The organism is Hydrogenophaga sedimenti (assembly GCF_051857515.1).
In the GTDB taxonomy this organism is placed as follows: domain Bacteria; phylum Pseudomonadota; class Gammaproteobacteria; order Burkholderiales; family Burkholderiaceae_C; genus Hydrogenophaga.
This window is the reverse complement of the sequence record NZ_JBPZHA010000004.1, coordinates 396,469-413,288: the sequence shown is the minus strand read 5'-3', so window position 1 is coordinate 413,288 and position 16,820 is coordinate 396,469. Positions and strand designations below refer to the sequence as shown.

At 67.8% G+C, this 16,820-nt stretch carries 15 protein-coding genes; 2 read left to right on the top strand and 13 right to left on the bottom strand.

Features of this window, described 5'->3' with window-relative positions; translation table 11 throughout:
• Window positions 1–5 precede the first annotated feature (5 nt).
• Complete coding sequence (gene urtE, locus ACS5NL_RS09245; protein WP_439353437.1) at window positions 6–704, top strand: urea ABC transporter ATP-binding subunit UrtE; 699 nt, start codon at window positions 6–8, stop codon at window positions 702–704.
• A gap of 40 nt (window positions 705–744) precedes the next feature.
• Here the strand turns inward: urtE and ACS5NL_RS09240 are convergent, their stop codons facing one another.
• The 12 genes from ACS5NL_RS09240 to ACS5NL_RS09185 form a co-directional block, all read right to left on the bottom strand.
• Window positions 745–2,427 (bottom strand): response regulator, encoded by a 1,683-nt coding sequence (locus ACS5NL_RS09240; RefSeq protein ID WP_439353436.1) that lies wholly within the window; start codon window positions 2,425–2,427, stop codon window positions 745–747.
• Between the two features lie 238 nt (window positions 2,428–2,665).
• Window positions 2,666–3,496 (bottom strand): urease accessory protein UreD, encoded by an 831-nt coding sequence (locus tag ACS5NL_RS09235; RefSeq protein ID WP_439353435.1) that lies wholly within the window; start codon window positions 3,494–3,496, stop codon window positions 2,666–2,668.
• Between the two features lie 117 nt (window positions 3,497–3,613).
• A complete protein-coding gene (locus ACS5NL_RS09230; RefSeq protein ID WP_439353434.1) occupies window positions 3,614–4,087 on the bottom strand; it encodes a nucleoside deaminase in 474 nt (157 codons plus the stop codon).
• Window positions 4,088–4,116: 29 nt separating this feature from the next.
• Complete coding sequence (locus ACS5NL_RS09225; RefSeq protein ID WP_439353433.1) at window positions 4,117–4,881, bottom strand: ABC transporter permease; 765 nt, start codon at window positions 4,879–4,881, stop codon at window positions 4,117–4,119.
• Between the two features lie 10 nt (window positions 4,882–4,891).
• Window positions 4,892–5,725, bottom strand: coding sequence for an ABC transporter ATP-binding protein (locus ACS5NL_RS09220; protein ID WP_439353432.1), 834 nt, complete (start codon window positions 5,723–5,725; stop codon window positions 4,892–4,894).
• A complete protein-coding gene (locus ACS5NL_RS09215; RefSeq protein ID WP_439353431.1) occupies window positions 5,725–6,756 on the bottom strand; it encodes an ABC transporter substrate-binding protein in 1,032 nt (343 codons plus the stop codon). Before ACS5NL_RS09215 ends, ACS5NL_RS09220 begins: the two co-directional genes overlap by 1 nt.
• A gap of 314 nt (window positions 6,757–7,070) precedes the next feature.
• Window positions 7,071–8,558: a nucleobase:cation symporter-2 family protein gene (locus tag ACS5NL_RS09210; RefSeq protein ID WP_439353430.1), complete on the bottom strand. Its 1,488-nt coding sequence runs from the start codon at window positions 8,556–8,558 to the stop codon at window positions 7,071–7,073.
• 158 nt (window positions 8,559–8,716) lie between these two features.
• Entirely contained in the window at window positions 8,717–11,017 is a 2,301-nt protein-coding gene (locus ACS5NL_RS09205; RefSeq protein WP_439353429.1) for an NADP-dependent malic enzyme, read from the bottom strand.
• 79 nt (window positions 11,018–11,096) lie between these two features.
• Window positions 11,097–12,350, bottom strand: a complete 1,254-nt coding sequence (locus tag ACS5NL_RS09200) for a M20 family metallopeptidase (protein ID WP_439353428.1) — start codon at window positions 12,348–12,350, stop codon at window positions 11,097–11,099.
• Between the two features lie 7 nt (window positions 12,351–12,357).
• A complete protein-coding gene (gene uraD / locus ACS5NL_RS09195; RefSeq protein WP_439353427.1) occupies window positions 12,358–14,133 on the bottom strand; it encodes a 2-oxo-4-hydroxy-4-carboxy-5-ureidoimidazoline decarboxylase in 1,776 nt (591 codons plus the stop codon).
• Between the two features lie 10 nt (window positions 14,134–14,143).
• Window positions 14,144–15,094: an allantoinase PuuE gene (puuE, locus tag ACS5NL_RS09190; protein ID WP_439353426.1), complete on the bottom strand. Its 951-nt coding sequence runs from the start codon at window positions 15,092–15,094 to the stop codon at window positions 14,144–14,146.
• The gene (locus tag ACS5NL_RS09185; protein WP_439353425.1) at window positions 15,091–15,759 is read right to left on the bottom strand and encodes a GntR family transcriptional regulator; all 669 of its coding nucleotides are present in this window, start codon (window positions 15,757–15,759) and stop codon (window positions 15,091–15,093) included. Before ACS5NL_RS09185 ends, puuE begins: the two co-directional genes overlap by 4 nt.
• 71 nt (window positions 15,760–15,830) lie before the next feature.
• Here ACS5NL_RS09185 and uraH point away from each other — a divergent pair, with 71 nt between their 5' ends.
• Window positions 15,831–16,184: a hydroxyisourate hydrolase gene (uraH, locus tag ACS5NL_RS09180; protein WP_439353424.1), complete on the top strand. Its 354-nt coding sequence runs from the start codon at window positions 15,831–15,833 to the stop codon at window positions 16,182–16,184.
• A gap of 88 nt (window positions 16,185–16,272) precedes the next feature.
• Here uraH and ACS5NL_RS09175 read toward each other — a convergent pair whose 3' ends face one another.
• The gene (locus ACS5NL_RS09175; protein ID WP_439353423.1) at window positions 16,273–16,806 is read right to left on the bottom strand and encodes a hypothetical protein; all 534 of its coding nucleotides are present in this window, start codon (window positions 16,804–16,806) and stop codon (window positions 16,273–16,275) included.
• Between the last annotated feature and the right edge of the window lie 14 nt (window positions 16,807–16,820).

Genomic DNA, 16,820 nt, shown 5'->3' with positions numbered 1-16,820 from the left:
GCGACATGAGTCTCCTGGAAGTCAAGGACGTCAACCAGTACTACGGCGGCAGCCACATCCTGCGCAACGTCAGCCTCACGGCCGAGCTGGGCAAGGTCACGGTGGTGCTGGGCCGCAACGGTGTCGGCAAGACCACGCTGCTGAAATCGCTGATGGGCCTGGTGCCGATCAAGAGTGGCAGCATCACGCTCGATGGCCAGGCGATTGACAAGGCCACGCCCTACGAGCGCGCCCGCCAGGGCGTGGGATTCGTGCCTCAGGGCCGCGAGATCTTCGCCCGCCTGACGGTGCAGGAAAACCTGCTGATGGGGCTGGCCTACAAGAGCGGCGGCACGCCGATTCCGGCCGAGCTGTTCGAGCTGTTTCCGGTGCTCCAGCAGATGCTGGGGCGCCGCGGCGGCGATCTCTCGGGCGGCCAGCAGCAGCAGCTGGCGATCGCGCGCGCGCTGGCGGCCGGGCCCAAGCTGCTGATCCTGGACGAGCCGACCGAAGGCATCCAGCCCAACATCATCAAGGACATCGGCAAGGTGATCCGCATGCTGGCCGACCGCGGCAACATGGCGATCGTGCTGGTCGAGCAGTACTACGACTTCGCCGAAGAACTGGCCGACCAGTATGTGGTGATGGAGCGCGGCGAGGTGATCGCCAGCGGGCCGGGCAGCGAGATGCAGGCCAAGGGCATCCGTCAGCTGGTGGCGATCTGACCAAGGCGTTGCCGGCGTGCGTGCGCCGGCGCGGGGGGCGCTAGCCGACGGCGTTCACGCTGGCCAGCAGACCTTCGATCTTGGGCGGGGGCTTGTAGCCCGAGGGCAATGACATGCCGCCGGCGGCACGCCCGGTGTGGGCCTGTTCGCCCAGGCCGGCGTGGATGTCGGTGGTGCGGTAGCGGTCGCGCAGGATCTGCGCTTTCTTGAGCAGTGCCTTGTGGTCCGGAATGCGGGCCTGGTAGCGCTGCAGCACCAGGTGCGCCGACTCGATGATCTTGGCGTTGAGGGTCTTCTCGCCGTCGTCCAGCAGCTTGATCACCGCCGCCTGCGGATCGCCCTTGAGGCTGAGCGACATCGCCTCTTCGGTCAGTTTGAGGATCTGCGAGTGCGCGTTGCGCACTCGGTTGATGAAGTCCTGCCGGCCGACCGCGGCGCAGGCCAGCAGCTCGGTCAGCGCGCGGCTGGTGCAGAAGCGCTGCGACATGGTGTCGACCGCCGCGTCGACCTCGTAGAGCTGGATCGAACGCATCGCCAGCCGCGTCATCAGCGCCAGCAGGTTGCAGGCCGACTCGAAGTCGAATGTCGGCAGGTGGATGGTCTTGGCCAGGCGCCGGACCTCGTCGAGCGCCTGGGCGGTCTGGTATTCCTGGATCGCGAGCATGGCCTCGATGATTTCCAGCAGGCGCATTGGCCGCGGGTTGTCGGGGTAGCGGTCGCGGATGTGTTCCATCTGCTCGCGGCAGCGCTGCAGCCCCTTGTGTTCGTTGGCGTCCAGCCGCGCGAACGCGATCAGCACCAGCGCCTGGGCATCGAACATCTTGGAGTCCAGCCCGATGCGGGTGGCGCGGTCGAGCAGCTCGATGCCTTCGTCGCGCTCGCCCGCGTACCAGGCCATCATGCCGTGCTTGAGCAGGCGGTTGACCGACGACGGCGTGAGCAGGGTGGAGCGCTTGAAGGTGGCCAGTGCGGCCTGGAAGTTGCCCAGCTCGAACTGGGCCCGTCCCATGATGTCGTAGGCGTCGGTGTAGCCGGGCTCGGTCTCGATCAGGCTCTCCAGCGTGGTCACCGCGCGCTGCGGAAAGCCGCCTTCGATCTGTGCCCGCGCCACGCCGAGCTTGGCCCAGGGCAGCGTCTTGGCTTCGACCACCGCTTCGTAGAGTTTCTCGGCCTCGTGCAGGTGGCCGCCGCGCAGCATCAGCTCGGCGCCGATCCGTGCGGCGTACAGGTAGTAGGGTTTCCGCTTCTCGAAGTGCTCCTTGCACATCTGCGCGGCCTCGTCGAACTGTTCGGCGTCGATGGCGACAAAGATGTGCTTGAGGGCGGCCTTGCGCTCGCGGGCCTGCACGATGCGGGCCACCAGGCCGGCGGCGGTGTGGGGTTTGAGCAAGTAGGCGTCCAGCGCCGACTCGGCCGCCTCGGCCACCTTGCTGTAGGACGACTCGGAGGTCACCATCACGAACACGGTGTAGAAGGGCAGCAGCTGGTTGCGGCGCAGGTCGTCGAGCAGCTCCTGCCCGGTCATGTCCTCGCGCTCGAAATACTGTTCGCTGACCACGACGTCGAAGGTGCCGACCTCCAGCTTGATGCGCGCGTCCGCGACCCGCGGGCACTGCACGATCGTGCCCACGCCGGCGTCGCGCAACTGCCCCACGATGATGGAGCGCGACTGCGGATTGCCGTCGATGACGAGCGCCTTGGCGTCCTGCAGGTTGGTGGGCATGGTCTCGGAGGCGGGGGGAGCCTGATCGTGAAAAGGGATGCTGCCCCAATTCTGCGCAGCCCGGCACACCGTTGATCGCCCGAACAAACCCGCAAAAACGCGGCTTTTTGCACACCATTGGCGGGCAGCGGCGGAGCGTTGGGGGCGAGAGGACCAGCCACCGGGCCGCCCCAAGGCAGGCTCGGCCCCCTCGGGGGGCAGCGACCCGCACAGCGGCGGAGCGTGGGGGCCTCGCTCTTCAGACGCCCCAGATGCGGGGGGCGTCGGCGGGCAGGTTCCAGGCCAGCGGGCGCCAGCGCGCCCAGACCGATTGCAGGCAGGTCATCAGCGGTTCGACCAGCGGTGCCACCGCACGCACCGCCAGCAGGCGGTCGCCGGGCGCTGTGGCCCCGGCCGTGACCTCGGCGGGGGCCTGGCCCAGGGCCTCGCGCGCGGCGTCGAGCAGGGCTTCACGCCGTTCTCGGGAAACGGGGCTGCCGGTCGCGAACACCAGGGTGCCCATGCAGCGGCGGCCGCCCAGGCCCAGTGGCGAATCGAGCAGGCGCCGGTCGCGGGCGTCCATGCGGGCCTGTTCCAGCCACGAGCCCGGGATCTCCAGCCGCTGGCGGAACTCGCCGGCGTCAAATGGCTGCCCGGCACCGGGCAAGCCCAGCGCGGTCACGTCCCAGGCCATCAGCTCGGCTCCTTCCGCCAGGGTCGCGCTCCAGTGGTTCTCGGCGCGGCAGCCAGGGTAGGCGATGGTCTCCAGCGGCAGCCACTCCAGCCGCGCACCGGCGGCCAGATTCAGCTGGACGCGCTGCGACGCGAAGGCCTCGTCGGCCGCGTAGAAGCGGGTCGCGCCGGGGGTGCTCAGCAGCCCATGGGCGCCGGCGGCCACCCGCACGTCGATGCTCAACTGGTCGCCGCCGACCAGTCCTCCCGGCGGATGCACGATCACGTTGTGGCAGACCGCGTCGCCTTCGGGATAGAGGCTCTTGAAGATGCGCAGCGGGCCGTCGTGCGCGTGGTGCAGGACGGAGCGGTCGCCGTGTCGCTGGTAGTCGAGGGAGAGTCGGGCGTGCCAGGGCATAAAGTCAGGATAACCCCCCCGCGCCGCTTTGCGTCACCCCCCAGTGGGCCACGCCTGTGGCCCGGCGGAGCCGGTTCCACGGTGTGCTGGAACGGATCACGTCGCGCCGGAGTGGCTCTATTTTTTCCAGAATGAATGGTGCGGCGCCAGCATCTCGGCCGCCAGCGCCGGGACGGGGCCGATGACTTCGATGGACTTCTGCCCGCGCGCGATCAGTTCGCGGCAGGGCAGGGACAGCGTGGGATTTTCCGCGTGGTTGCCGGTGAGGGCGAGCAGGGCTTCCTCGCTGGCGCCGTAGACGATGCGTCCGATGTTGGCCCAGTAGATGGTGCCGGCACACATGGCGCAGGGCTCGAAGGTGGTCACCAGGGTGCAGCCCCAGAGGTAGCCGGCCGGGTAGTTCAGCGAGGCGGTGCGCGCCAGCGTGGCCTCGGCGTGGTGCACGGTGTCGATGTTGCCCTGCTCGGCCAGCACCGTCTCGCCGTCCGGCGCGACCAGCAGCGCACCAAACGGGTGGCGTCCCATGTCCATCGCGCGCAGGGCGACGTCGTTGGCGCGGCGCAGGTGGCGGGCGATCTGGTCAGGATTCATATGAGGAGCGCCGTGAGGCGCGCAGGGGGTTAGCCCTGGCTCCCGCGGTGGGCCCAGCCGGTGGTGTGTTTCTCGACGAAGCTGAACAGTTCGTACATGATCATCGCCATCGCGCCCACCACCAGCAGGCCGCTGAAGGCCAGCCCCATCTGCATCGAGCTGCCGGCCGAGATCAGCAGGTAGCCGATGCCTTCGTTGGCGGCGGTCATCTCCGACACCGTGGTGCCGACGAAGGCCAGCGTGATCGCGACCTTGAGCGAGCCGTAGAAATAGGGCAGCGAACGCGGCAGGCCGACCTTCATCAGCACGTCCCAGCGCTTGGCGCCCAGCACGCGCAGCACGTCTTCCAGCTCGGGCTCCAGCGTGGCCAGACCGGTCGCGATGTTGACCATGATGGGAAAGAAGCTGATCAGGAAGGCCGTCAGGATCGCCGGGCCCGCGCCGATGCCGAACCACACCACCAGGATCGGGACAAAGGCCGCCTTGGGCAGGGCGTTGAAAGCCGTCATCAGCGGATAGACCGCGGCGTAGGCCAGGCGCGAGCTGCCGATCAGGAAGCCCAGCAGCACGCCGACCACGATGGCGATGCCGAAGCCCGCCATCGTCACCCAGAAGGTGCGCCAGGCGTGGCCCAGGATCACCGCCTTGTGTTCCATGGTCTGCGACCAGATGCGCGACGGGCTGGGGAAGATGAACTCCGAGACGCCGAAGCCGCTGCAGATCACCTCCCAGACGATGACGATGGCGATCAGCAGCAGGAACGGGGACCAGCGCTCGACCTGTTTCTTGTTCATGCGATGGCTTTCACTGGTTGATGGTGGCGCCGGCCTTGCGCATCGCACCGATGTGGCCCCTGAGTTCATGGACGATGTCGGTGAACTGCGGCGTGTAGGTCACTTCCAGGTCGCGGGTGCGCGGAATGTCGATCTCGCGCTGGACGACAAAACGGCCCGGGCTCTTGCTCATGCAGTACACCGTGTCGGCCAGGAAGACGCTCTCGCGCAGGTCGTGCGTCACCAGGATCACGTTGAAGCGCTGCGCTTCCCACAGGTCGCGCAGCGTGCACCAGAGTTCCTCGCGCGTGAAGGCGTCGAGCGCGCCGAAGGGCTCGTCCAGCAGCAGCATCTTGGGTTCGTGGATCAGCGCGCGGCAGATGCTGGCGCGCTGCTGCATGCCGCCCGAGAGTTCCCAGGGGTACTTCTTCTCCATGCCGCCCAGGCCCACGCTGGCCAGCAGCTTCTTCGCCCGCTCCTCGAATTCCTTGCGGCGGTCCTTGAACTGGCTGCGGAAGGGCTCGACAATTTCCAGCGGCAGCAGCACGTTGTCCAGCGTGGTCCGCCAGGGCAGCAGGCTCGGCGCCTGGAACGCCATGCCCGAGATCTTCAGCGGGCCGGTGACCGGCTGGCCATCGATGGTGATCTTGCCCATGCTGGGCATCTTCAGCCCGGTGGTGAGCTTCATGAAGGTCGACTTGCCGCAACCCGAGGGGCCGACGATGGCGATGAACTCGCCCTTCTTCACCTTCAGGTTGATGTCCTCGACCGCGAAGACGTTCTTGGCCAGCAGCTCGTCGTTGTAGGCGAGCCAGACCTGGTCGAAGTCGACGAAGGCCTTCTCGGCGGGGGCGGCGTCGGCCATCACTTCTTCGCTGCGGGCAGGATGTTCAGCTCGGCGGCGGGCGGCAGCATGGAACCGTTCCACACGGCGGCCGGGTCGACGCGGGTCTTGGTGCCGTAGGCGTCGGACACCTGCGAGGCCATCAGCGCCATGCGGCCGGGCACGATCTGGCCGAAGCCTTCCTTGCGCGCGTCGGGGCTGGCGACCACCGAGTCCACCGCCAGTTGCAGGCGGCGCGTCTCCAGCGCCACGTTGATGATGCCGTCGCGGGCCTTCACGGTCTCGATGCCGGCGGCCGGGTTGGCCATGACTTCCTTGGCACCTTTGACGAAGGCCGAGAGGAAGGCCTTCACGGCGGCCGGGTTCTCCTTGATGAGCTTGGGGCTGGCGATCACCACGTTGCCGTACAGCTTCACGCCGAAGTCGGCATAGGGCAGGATCACCACGTCTTCGGCCTTGACGCCGCGCGCTTCGAGGTTGAGCAGCGAGGTGAACGAGAAGCCGGTGATGGCGTCGATGTCGCCGCGCACCAGCATGGTCTCGCGCAGCGGCGGGTCCATCGAGGTCCAGGCCACGTTGCCGATGCCGTTGGCCTTCTGGAACACCGGGAAGCCGCGGCGGCCGGCGTCGAACACCGGGGCGCCGAGCTTCTTGCCGTTCAGGTCGGCCGGTTTGGCGATGCCGCTCTTCTTGAGCGCCAGCACGGCGGCGGGCGTGTTGTTGTAGACCATCATCACGGCGACCGGCTTGTTCGGCGCGTCCGGGTTGTTGGCGTGGAACTCCATCAGCGCCGCCATGTCGGCAAAACCCATGTCGTAGGTGCCCGAGGCGACGCGGGTGACGGTGCCGCCCGAGCCGTTGCCGGCGTCGACCGTCACGTCCAGGCCGGCGGCCTTGTAGTAGCCCTTGGCGGCCGACTGCAGGAACAGGGCGGCCGGGCCCTCGAAGCGCCAGTCGAGCTGGAACTTGATCGGCGTCTCGGCGTGGGCGATGCCGAAGGTGGCGGCGGCGGCCAGCGCGGCCGTGAGCTTGAGGACTTGGCGCTTGTGCATGGGGAGACTCCGTCGGGGCGTTGGGGGGTGGATGCCATAGGTCAGCAATTTCAATGCCAGGCGTCGGGCGTGCCGGCGCATTGAACACAGAATGTGTATACAGATTCTTGGGGCAAGACCTGCCCGGCGTCATCGTGGCTAACCCTGAATTGGTGCGTTCACCAGCACCCGCGCACAAAAAAGGGGCCCGAAGGCCCCTGTGGTGGGTTGGCGTCGCGCGGGGGGCGCAGACGGGCCGGCCGCCGGGCCGCCCCAAGGCAGGCCCAGCCCCCTCGGGGGGCAGCGACCCGCGCAGCGGCGGAGCGTGGGGGCTATCAATGCGCGTCGGCCAGCTTGGCGGCTTCGACCGCTGCGCTGCTGTCACCCTCGCTGCCGTTGAAGTACAGGTTCAGCGCCACGGCCGCGATCGAGGCCAGCAGGATGCCCGACTCGATCAGCGGATGGATGCCGTGCGGCATCCACTGCTTGAAGTTGGGGGCGATCAGCGGAATCATGCCCACGCCGATGGTGATGGCCACGATCATGGCGTTGAAGCGGTTGGTCTTGAAGTCCACTGCCGCCAGGATGCGGATGCCGGTGGCCGCGACCATGCCGAACATCACCAGCCCCGCGCCGCCCAGCACCACGGTCGGCAGCGACTCGACCAGCGCCGCCATCTTGGGCAGCAGGCCCAGCACGATCAGGATCGCCCCGCCGGCCACGCAGACGAAGCGGCTCTTGACGCCGGTGACGGCGACCAGGCCCACGTTCTGCGAGAAGCTGGTGTAGGGGAAGGTGTTGAAGATGCCGCCAATCAGGGTGCCCAGGCCGTCGGTGCGCAGGCCGGCGGTCAGCGCCTTGCGGTCCACGGGCCGGTCGGTCATCTCGCCCAGCGCGAGGAACATGCCGGTCGACTCGATCATCACCACGACCATCACCAGGGTCATGGTCAGGATCAGCACCGGGTTGAACACGGGCGCCGCGATCTCGAACGGCAGCACGATGTCCACCCACTTCGCGCTGGCCACCTTGTCGAAGTTCATCAGGCCCATGGCGGCGGCCGCGCCGCCGCCGATGACGATGCCCAGCAGCACCGAGATGTTGGCGACGAATCCCCGGGCGTACTTGGCGATCAGCATGATCGAGACCAGCACCAGGGCCGCGATGCCCACGCCGGTGAGGTCGGCGTACTTGGGGTTGGGCAGCTTGGGGACCAGGGCCAGGTCCTTGGGGATGGCGGGCAGCAGCGAGCCCGGCGCGCCGGCCGCGGCGGTGGCGTCGGCCAGCCACTTGGCGTGTTCGGGGTTGACGATGGTGGGCGCGGTCGGGCCGACCGGGTTGCCGAAGATCCAGTTGATGCCCACGCGCATCAGGCTGATGCCGATCACCAGGATGATCGAGCCGGTCACGACGGGCGGGAAGAAACGCAGCAGGCGGCTGACCACCGGCGCGATCAGGATCGAGACCACGCCCGCGCCGATGATGGCGCCGAAGATCAGGCCGGCGCCTTCGGCTCCCGGGTTGCTGTTGGCCATGGCCACCATCGGCGCGACGGACGCGAAGGTCACACCCATCATCACCGGCAGCTTGATGCCGAACCACTGGGTCGCGCCCAGCGACTGGATCAGCGTCACCAGGCCGCAGCAGAACAGGTCGGCCGAGATCAGCATCGCCACCTGCTCGGGGCTGAGCTTGAGCGCGCGGCCGACGATCAGCGGCACCGCCACCGCGCCGGCGTACATCACCAGCACATGCTGCAGTCCCAGGGCGGCCAGTTTGCCGGCGGGCAGGTGTTCGTCGACCGGATGGACCGTTGTCGTCATGGTGTCTCCTCAATGTTGCATGCAAAACTGTATACAAATTATGTGTACGAAGTTATGGCGTGCGGATGGGGGAAACCCTTGGTGGGCAGACGCGGCAGGGTGGCGCGGCCCAAGAAAAAGGGACGCCGAAGCGTCCCTTGAAACGGAGGTCTCGCCGGTCAGCCGCGCACGCCGGTCGCGGCCGCGAGGGCCGTCATGTTGAGCACGCGCCGCACGGTCGCCGCCGGGGTCAGGATGTAGGCCGTCTTGTTCACGCCCATCAGCACCGGGCCCACCGTCACGCCGCCGCTGGCCGTGGTCTTGAGCACGTTGTAGAGGATGTTGGCCGCGTCCACGTTCGGGCACACCAGCAGGTTGGCCGAGCCGCTCAGCGTCGAGTCGGCGAGGTAGGCGCTGCGGATCTCGGGCTGCAGCGCGGCGTCGCCGTGCAGTTCGCCGTCGCACTCGATGTCCGGGTGCTGGGCCACGAACAGGTCGCGCGCGGCGCGCATCTTCTTGGCCGAGGCGCGCTTGCTGGAGCCGAAGCTCGAGTGCGAGAGGAAGGCGACCTTGGGCGGCAGGCCGAAGCGCTGCACCTGCTGCGCCGCCATCCAGGCGATCTCGGCCAGCTGTTCGGCCGTGGGGTCTTCGTTCACATAGGTGTCGGTGATGAACAGCGGGCCGTTGGCGGTCATCAGCGCATTGACGGCGGCGAAGTTGTTCACGCCCGGCGCCTTGCCCAGGATGGCGTCGATGCGTTCGAGGTGGGTCGCGTAGGTGCCGACCAGGCCGCAGATCAGCGCGTCGGCGTCGCCCAGCGAGACCATCAGCGAGCCGATGATGGTGTTGGAGCGGCGCACGGCGGCCTTGGCCACCTCGGGCGTGGCGCCATTGCGCGCCATCAGACGGTGGTAGTGCTCCCAGTACTGGCGGAAGCGCGGGTCGCCTTCGGGGTTGACGTTCTCGACGTCGACGCCCAGGCGGATGCGCAGGCCGGCCTTGAGGATGCGGGCCTCGATGACGGCCGGACGGCCGATCAGGATCGGCGTCGCCAGGTTGTCGTCGATCGCCATCTGGGCGGCGCGCAGCGCGCGCTCATCTTCACCGTCGGCGAAGGCGACGCGCTTGCGGCTGGCGGGCAGCGACTTGGCGGCGTAGAAGATGGGCCGCATCAGGATGCCGGTCTGCGTCACGAAGCGCGAGAGCGACTCCTTGTAGGCGACCATGTCGGTGATGGGGCGCGTGGCGACACCGGAGTCGGCGGCGGCCTGGGCCACGGCCGGCGCGATCTTGAGGATCAGGCGGGTGTCGAAGGCCTTGGGGATGAGGTAGTCGGGGCCGAACACCAGCTCCTGCCCGGCGTAGGCGGCGGCCACTTCGTCGCTGGTCTCGGCCTTGGTCAGGTCGGCGATCTGGTGCACGCAGGCCATCTTCATTTCTTCCGTGATCTTGGTGGCGCCGCAGTCGAGCGCGCCCCGGAAGATGTACGGGAAGCAGAGCACGTTGTTGACCTGGTTCGGGTAGTCCGAGCGGCCGGTGGCGATGATGCAGTCCGGGCGCGCGGCCTTGGCGATCTCGGGCCGGATCTCCGGCTCGGGGTTGGCCAGCGCCAGGATGATGGGCTGGCGGCCCATGCTTTTCACCATGTCGGCGTCGACCACGCCGGCGGCCGAGCAGCCCAGGAACACGTCGGCGCCGTTCATGGCATCGGCCAGGGTGCGGGCGGCCGAGGTGCGGCAGTAGCGCTGCTTGGACTCGTCGAGCTTGCCGGCCTTCGCGTCCTCGCGCTCGGTCTGGATCACACCCTTGGAATCACACACCAGGATGTTCTCGATGTTCACGCCGAGGTTGACCATCAGGTCCAGGCAGGCAATGGCCGCCGCGCCCGCGCCGCTGACCGCGACCTTGACCGTGCCGATGTCCTTCTTGACCAGCTCCAGACCGTTGATCAGGGCTGCGCTGGAGATGATGGCGGTGCCGTGCTGGTCGTCGTGGAAGACCGGGATCTTCATGCGGTCGCGCAGCTTGCGCTCGATGTAGAAGCACTCGGGCGCCTTGATGTCTTCCAGGTTCACGCCGCCCAGCGTGGGTTCGAGCGCCGCGATGATGTCGACCAGCTTGTCGGGGTCGCGTTCGGCCAGTTCGATGTCGAACACGTCGATGCCGGCGAACTTCTTGAACAGGCAGCCCTTGCCCTCCATCACCGGCTTGGACGCCAGCGGGCCGATGTCGCCCAGGCCCAGCACGGCGGTGCCGTTGGTGATCACCCCGACCAGGTTGCCGCGCGAGGTGTATTCCGAGGCCAGGGCCGGATCGGCTTCGATCGCGAGGCAGGGAAAGGCCACGCCCGGCGAGTAGGCCAGCGACAGGTCGCGCTGGTTGGACAGCGGCTTGGTCGGGACGACTGCGATCTTGCCCTTGTTGGGCGAGCGGTGGTATTCGAGCGCGGCGTCGCGCAGGGCTTGTTCGGCGGGGGTCATGGGGTCTCCAAAGTGCGAACCGCCCGGCAGGGCGGGCGGTCATTGTGTCACGTCGAAAGGGCGGGATTCGGTGCCGGGCTTATGCGGTCTTCAACAGGTCGAGCAGGGTGCGGGCGATCACCTTGGTCGCCTTGCGCAGGTCGTCCAGCAGCAGGTTTTCGTCGGCGCGCTTGGCGTTCGACTCGCGCACCGTGCGCGGGCCGGCGCCGTAGATCACACCCGGAATGCCGTGCTCGCCATAGATGCGCACGTCGGTGTACAGCGGTGTGCCCACCGCGGGAATGGGTTCGCCGAACAACTCGCTGCCGTGTTTCTGGATGGCGTCGACCAGGGGCTGGTTGCCCGGCAGCGGCTGGAGCGCGCGGGCCAGCAGGATGCGCTTGACATCGACGCTGATGGCTCGACCGCCGCGCGGCGGCTGAAAGCTGGCGGCGGCGTCGACGATGGTCTTGCGCAAGGCCGCTTCCACCTCGGTCGGGTTTTCCTCGGGGATCATGCGGCGGTCCAGCTTGAGCACCACCTTGCCGGGGATCACGTTGGTGTTGGTGCCGCCCTGGATCAGGCCCACGTTCAGGTACGGGTGGGTGATGCCTTCGACCGCCGACGTGACCTTCAGGTAGTCGGCATTGAGCTTGTAGAGCGCGTTGAGGATGTGCACCGCGCCCTGCAGCGCGTCGGTGCCGCTGTCGGGGATGGCGGCATGCGCCATGTCGCCGTGCACGGTGACTTCCATCTGCAGGCAGCCGTTGTGTGCGATGACGACCTGGTAGCTGAAGCCGGCCGCGATCATCAGGTCGGGCTTGGTCAGGCCTTTCTTGAGCAGCCAGTCGGGGCCGACCTCGCCGCCGAACTCCTCGTCGTAGGTCACGTGCAGTTCCACGCCGCCCTTCAGCGGTGCGCCGAGCGACTCCAGTGCGCGGATGGCAAAGGTGAAGCTGGCGATGTCGCACTTGCTCACCGCGGCCGCGCGGCCGTAGATCCTGCCGTTTTCGATCTCGCCGCCATACGGGTCGTGCGTCCAGCCCTCGCCGGGCGGCACCACGTCGCCGTGGGCGTTGAGCGCGATGGTCTGGCCGCCGTCGCTGTAGCGGCGGCGCACGATCAGGTTGGTGATGGTTTCCAGCCCGACAGCCTGGACCTCGGCCTCGGGCACGGCGTGTTGTTCGGCCGTCAGACCCATGGCGGCCAGCAGCTCGGCGGTGCGCTCGGCGTGCGGTGCGTTGTTGCCCGGCGGCGTGTCGGTGGGCACGCGGATGAGTTCCTGCAGGAACTTCACCTCTTCGTCGAAGTGGGCGTCGATCCAGGCGTCGAGTTGCTGTTGGGGTGTGGTCATGGTGGGCTCAGGGGTGTTCGGTGGTCAGTTGTTGCAGCACATGGTCGAAGGCCTTCACGGCCAGGTCCATGTCGTCGGCGGTGCTGGATTCGAGCGGGTTGTGGCTGATGCCGCTGTTCTCGCCGCGCACGAACAGCATGGCCTGCGGCATGACTTCGTGCAGCTTCATGGCATCGTGGCCGGCGCCGCTGGGCATGCGGTGCAGCGGCACGCCCAGGGCGGTGACGGCGGCTTCCCAGCGCGCCTGCCAGGCGGGCGCACTGGGCGCAGCGGCAGCGCGCATGGTTTCCTCCAGCGAGTGGCGCATGCCTCGGCGATCGCAGATCTCCTGGAGTTTCGCCAGCACGTCTTGCGCCAGCGCGTCGCGCTGCGCGTTGGTGGGCGCGCGCATGTCCAGGCTGAACTTGCAGGCACCGGGCACGACGTTGATGGAGCCGTTGGGCACCTGCAGCATGCCCACGGTGGCGACCGAGTCGCCGTCCTGTGCGGCGCGCTGCTCGGCGTACAGGATCAGCTCGGCCACGGCGGCGGCGGCGTCGCGGCGCCGGTCCATGGGCGTGGTCCCGGCGTGGCTGGCCATGCCGATGACCTCGCCGAGATACCGCACGCTGCCGTTGATGCTGGTGACGATGCCCAGAGGCAGGTTCAGTTCGTTGAGCACCGGGCCTTGCTCGATGTGCACCTCGATGAAGCCCAGGTACCGCGCCGGGTCGCGCTGCAGCTTCGGGATGTCGGCGATGCACAGGCCGGCGTGCTGCATGGCCGCGCGCATGGTGATGCCGTCGGCGTCCTGCTGGTCCAGCCAGGCCGGGTCGAAGTGGCCGGTGAGCGCGCCCGAACCGAGAAAGGTGGCCTTGTAGCGCTGACCTTCTTCTTCCGCGAAGCCCACGACCTCGATGCCAAACGGCAGGCGCTGGCCGGCCGTGTGCAGCTTCTGCACGCAGGCCATGGGCACGAAGATCCCCAGTCGCCCGTCGTACTTGCCGCCGTTGCGCACGGTGTCGTAGTGGCTGCCGGTGATCAGGTACTTGGCATCCGGTGTGGCAGCGTGGTACCGCCCCACCACATTGCCCACGGCGTCGATCTCGATTTCATCGAAGCCGCAGTCCTTCATCCAGTGGCTGATGCGCTGGGCGCAGGCTCGGTGCGCGTCGGTGAGATACGTGACGGTGAGCTGGCCCTTCTCGGCGTAGCCCGGGTCGCTGTGCTGGGCCAGCTTCTCCTGCCAGTCCCACACCCGCTGGCCGTCCACCGGCTCGAAACCGAACTTGTCGTTCAGGCGGATCTCGGCGATGCGGTGGATGTTGCGCAGGCACTCCTGGCGCTCGAAGTCCGGGTGCCCGTGCACGCGGCGCTCGAAGGCTTCGATGATCTGCGCCTTGGAGAGGCCCGTGCCGCGCGGTCCGCGCACCGCCAGGATGAAGGGGAAGCTGAAGCGCGCGTTGTAGGCGGCGTTGAGCTGCTGGATGTGCGCGAACTCGTCGGGCGTGCAGTTGGTCAGGCCAGCCTTGGTCTGCTCGTTGGTCGACTCGGCGGTGAGCGTCTTGCTCACCATGGCTTTGCCCGCCAGCTCCGGGTGGGCGCGGATCAGCGCCAGCTGCGGCTCGACACCAGCTTCATCCAGCACGCGCGTCATCGCGTGCTTGAGTTGCGCCAGCGACGCGAACGGCCGCTGCGCCAGGGCACGCTCGGCGATCCAGGGTGAGTGCTCGTACAGACCGTCGAGCATCTGCAGCGCCTCGGGCAGGGGCGCGGCGTTGAGTTGGTCCAGGGTCAGGGGCATGGTGTGTTCCTCAGACCGTGGGCAGCGGGTGCGTGGCCTTCCAGTGCCGCGCGATGTCCAGCCGGCGCGCGACCCAGACCTGGTCGTGCGACTGGATGTGGTCCAGGAAGCGCTGCAGCGCGGTGATGCGGCCCGGGCGGCCGAGCAGGCGGCAGTGCATGCCGATGCTCATCATCTTGGGCCGGTCCAGGCCGGCCGGGTCGCCTTCGGCGTAGAGCGCGTCGAAGGTGTCCTTCATGTACTGGAAGAACGGGTCGGCGTGCGAATAGCCCTGGGGCAGGGCAAAGCGCATGTCGTTGCAGTCCAGCGTGTAGGGCACGATGAGCTGGTGCGCGTCGCTGCCGTCGCTCTTGCGCACCTTCATCCAGAACGGCAGGTCTTCGCCGTAGTAGTCGCTGTCGTATTCGAAGCCGCCGAAGTCGGCCACCAGGCGGCGCGTGTTGGGGCTGTCGCGCCCGGTGTACCAACCCAGCGGCCGTTCGCCAGTCAGGCCCTGGATGATCTGCATGGCCTCGGCCATGTGGGCGCGCTCGGTGGCTTCGTCGATGTTCTGGTAGTGGATCCACTTCAGGCCATGGCAGGCGATGTCGTACCCCAGCTCCTTGAAGGCCGCGGTCAGCTCGGGGTGTCTCTGCAGCGCGGTGGCGACGCCGAACACGGTCAGCGGCAGGCCCCGACGTTCGAACTCCCGCAGGATGCGCCAGACGCCGGCGCGCGAGCCGTATTCGTAGATGCCTTCCATGCTGATGTGCCGGTCCGGGAAGGCGGCCGGGTTGAACATCTCGGAAAGGAACTGTTCGGAGCCGGCATCGCCGTGCAGCACGCTGTTCTCGCCACCTTCCTCGTAGTTGAGGACGAACTGCACGGCCACACGGGCGCCGCCCGGCCAGCGGGCGTGCGGCACATCGCGGCCATAGCCGATCAGGTCGCGCGGGTAGGGAGCGGTGGAGTCGTAGATCATGAGGACAGCGCGAGGGACAGGTCGTTGGTGGGCAACTTGCGGTCGAAGGTCAGGCCCTCTTCGACGTGCAGCAGGTGTTCGTTCATCAGGCGCACGGCCAGTGCCTCGTCCTTGGCGGCCAGGGCCTTGACGATGTCGGCGTGCTCCTCGTTGGAGTGCTCGGCGGCGTTGGTGCTCTGGTACATGAGGGTGATGAGGGCGCAGCGCGAGAGCAGCTCACGCAGGAGTTCGGCCAGCACGTGGTTGCCCATCAGCTCGGCCATGCGCACGTGGAAGTCGGCCAGCAGCTCGGTGCGGCCGGTCACGTCCTGGTTGGCCACGGCCTGTTTCTCCTGGGCGACGTGCTCGCGCAAGGCCTTGATCTTGCTAGGGGTGACCTGGCGCACGAAGGCGCGGGTCATTTCGGCCTCGAGCATGCGGCGCACGGCAAACACCTGCCGGGCTTCCTCCACCGACGGAGCGGCGACAAAGGCGCCGCGCGCGGGTTCGAGGCGGATCAGGCGGTTCTGCGAGAGCTGGAACAGGGCCTGCCTCACCAGGGTGCGCGAGACGCCGAAATGGTCGGCCAGTTTCTGTTCGGCCAGCTTGGTGCCCGGGTGCAGTCGGTGCTCGACGATGGCACGGGTCAGCGATTCGACGATCTGGCGGGTGCTGGAGGTTTCCATGAAACCATCATATCCAGAAAAACAAAAAGTGTATACACTTTCGGTAGACCAAACACGATGAGGACACCACCATGGGCCTGAGCACCCACGTACTGGACACGATGCATGGCTGCCCCGCCGCTGGCATGGGCGTCGAGCTCTACACCACCGAGGGCGAGGTGGCGACCCTGGTCAAGCGCTTCACGCTGAACCACGATGGCCGCAACCCGGACGGGCCGCTGTACGACAACGCCAGCCTGAAGGCCGGTACCTACCGGCTGGTGTTCGACGTGAAGGGGTATTTCGCGGCCCGGGGCGTGGCGTTGCCCGAGCCGAACTTCCTGAACCGTGTCGCGCTGGACTTCGGCGTCGCCCACACCGACCAGCACTACCATGTGCCGCTGCTGGTCAGCCCGTGGAGCTATTCCACCTACCGCGGCAGCTGATTCAGAGGCACCGCGGAACCGGCTCCGCCGGGCCGCCAGTGCCGCCCTCTTGAGGGGGTGACGCCGCAGGCGGCGCGGGGGGATTCTTCTATCTGTCCCGCTGCCCTTCGGTCAGCGTGTCGAGCTGGAAGTTGCCGCTCTTGTCCCACAGCCAGGTGTCGGTGTAGACCACGCGGCCCATGCGCACCGGGGCCGGGTAGGGCGCGGCGTCGCGCACGGCACGCTCGATCTCGGCCTTGGCGCCCGGGTGGCTGGGCGGACGCATCCAGTTCATGGCGACGATGTCACCGCGGTGGTCCAGCTCCAGCTGCATCGTGCCCACGCCCTGCAGCAGCGGCGGCATCTTGCCCTTGAAGATGCGGTGCGCGTACTTCTCGTAGATGTGCCGGGCACCGTCCTGGCGGTACTCGCGCGGGGTGTTGGCCTGCGACACCAGCGACGGCGGCGTGACGGTCGTGGCGGCGGCCGGCGCTGGCACGGGGGTCGGGGCCTGGCTCATGGTGGGCGTCGAAGAGGGCGGTGGCGTGGCCACCGGGGCGGCACAGGCGGCGAGCAGGGTCACCAGACCGAGGCCGGCCAGGCGGGGCGATTCGATGAGGCGGGAAGAAGACGGGGTAGACATGCTTGTCCTTCGGT

Bases quoted from the DNA above. Each gene is read 5' to 3' on its own strand.
- puuE (WP_439353426.1), bottom strand. From the start codon at position 15,094: ATGATCTACGACTCCACCGCTCCCTACCCGCGCGACCTGATCGGCTAT.
- ACS5NL_RS09220 (WP_439353432.1), bottom strand. From the start codon at position 5,725: ATGGCCGACGCCGCCCCCGCCGAGAAGGCCTTCGTCGACTTCGACCAG.
- ACS5NL_RS09205 (WP_439353429.1), bottom strand. From the start codon at position 11,017: ATGACCCCCGCCGAACAAGCCCTGCGCGACGCCGCGCTCGAATACCAC.
- ACS5NL_RS09240 (WP_439353436.1), bottom strand. From the start codon at position 2,427: ATGCCCACCAACCTGCAGGACGCCAAGGCGCTCGTCATCGACGGCAAT.
- ACS5NL_RS09230 (WP_439353434.1), bottom strand. From the start codon at position 4,087: ATGAATCCTGACCAGATCGCCCGCCACCTGCGCCGCGCCAACGACGTC.
- ACS5NL_RS09185 (WP_439353425.1), bottom strand. From the start codon at position 15,759: ATGGAAACCTCCAGCACCCGCCAGATCGTCGAATCGCTGACCCGTGCC.
- uraH (WP_439353424.1), top strand. From the start codon at position 15,831: ATGGGCCTGAGCACCCACGTACTGGACACGATGCATGGCTGCCCCGCC.
- ACS5NL_RS09225 (WP_439353433.1), bottom strand. From the start codon at position 4,881: ATGAACAAGAAACAGGTCGAGCGCTGGTCCCCGTTCCTGCTGCTGATC.
- uraD (WP_439353427.1), bottom strand. From the start codon at position 14,133: ATGCCCCTGACCCTGGACCAACTCAACGCCGCGCCCCTGCCCGAGGCG.
- ACS5NL_RS09210 (WP_439353430.1), bottom strand. From the start codon at position 8,558: ATGACGACAACGGTCCATCCGGTCGACGAACACCTGCCCGCCGGCAAA.
- ACS5NL_RS09175 (WP_439353423.1), bottom strand. From the start codon at position 16,806: ATGTCTACCCCGTCTTCTTCCCGCCTCATCGAATCGCCCCGCCTGGCC.
- ACS5NL_RS09200 (WP_439353428.1), bottom strand. From the start codon at position 12,350: ATGACCACACCCCAACAGCAACTCGACGCCTGGATCGACGCCCACTTC.
- urtE (WP_439353437.1), top strand. From the start codon at position 6: ATGAGTCTCCTGGAAGTCAAGGACGTCAACCAGTACTACGGCGGCAGC.
- ACS5NL_RS09215 (WP_439353431.1), bottom strand. From the start codon at position 6,756: ATGCACAAGCGCCAAGTCCTCAAGCTCACGGCCGCGCTGGCCGCCGCC.
- ACS5NL_RS09235 (WP_439353435.1), bottom strand. From the start codon at position 3,496: ATGCCCTGGCACGCCCGACTCTCCCTCGACTACCAGCGACACGGCGAC.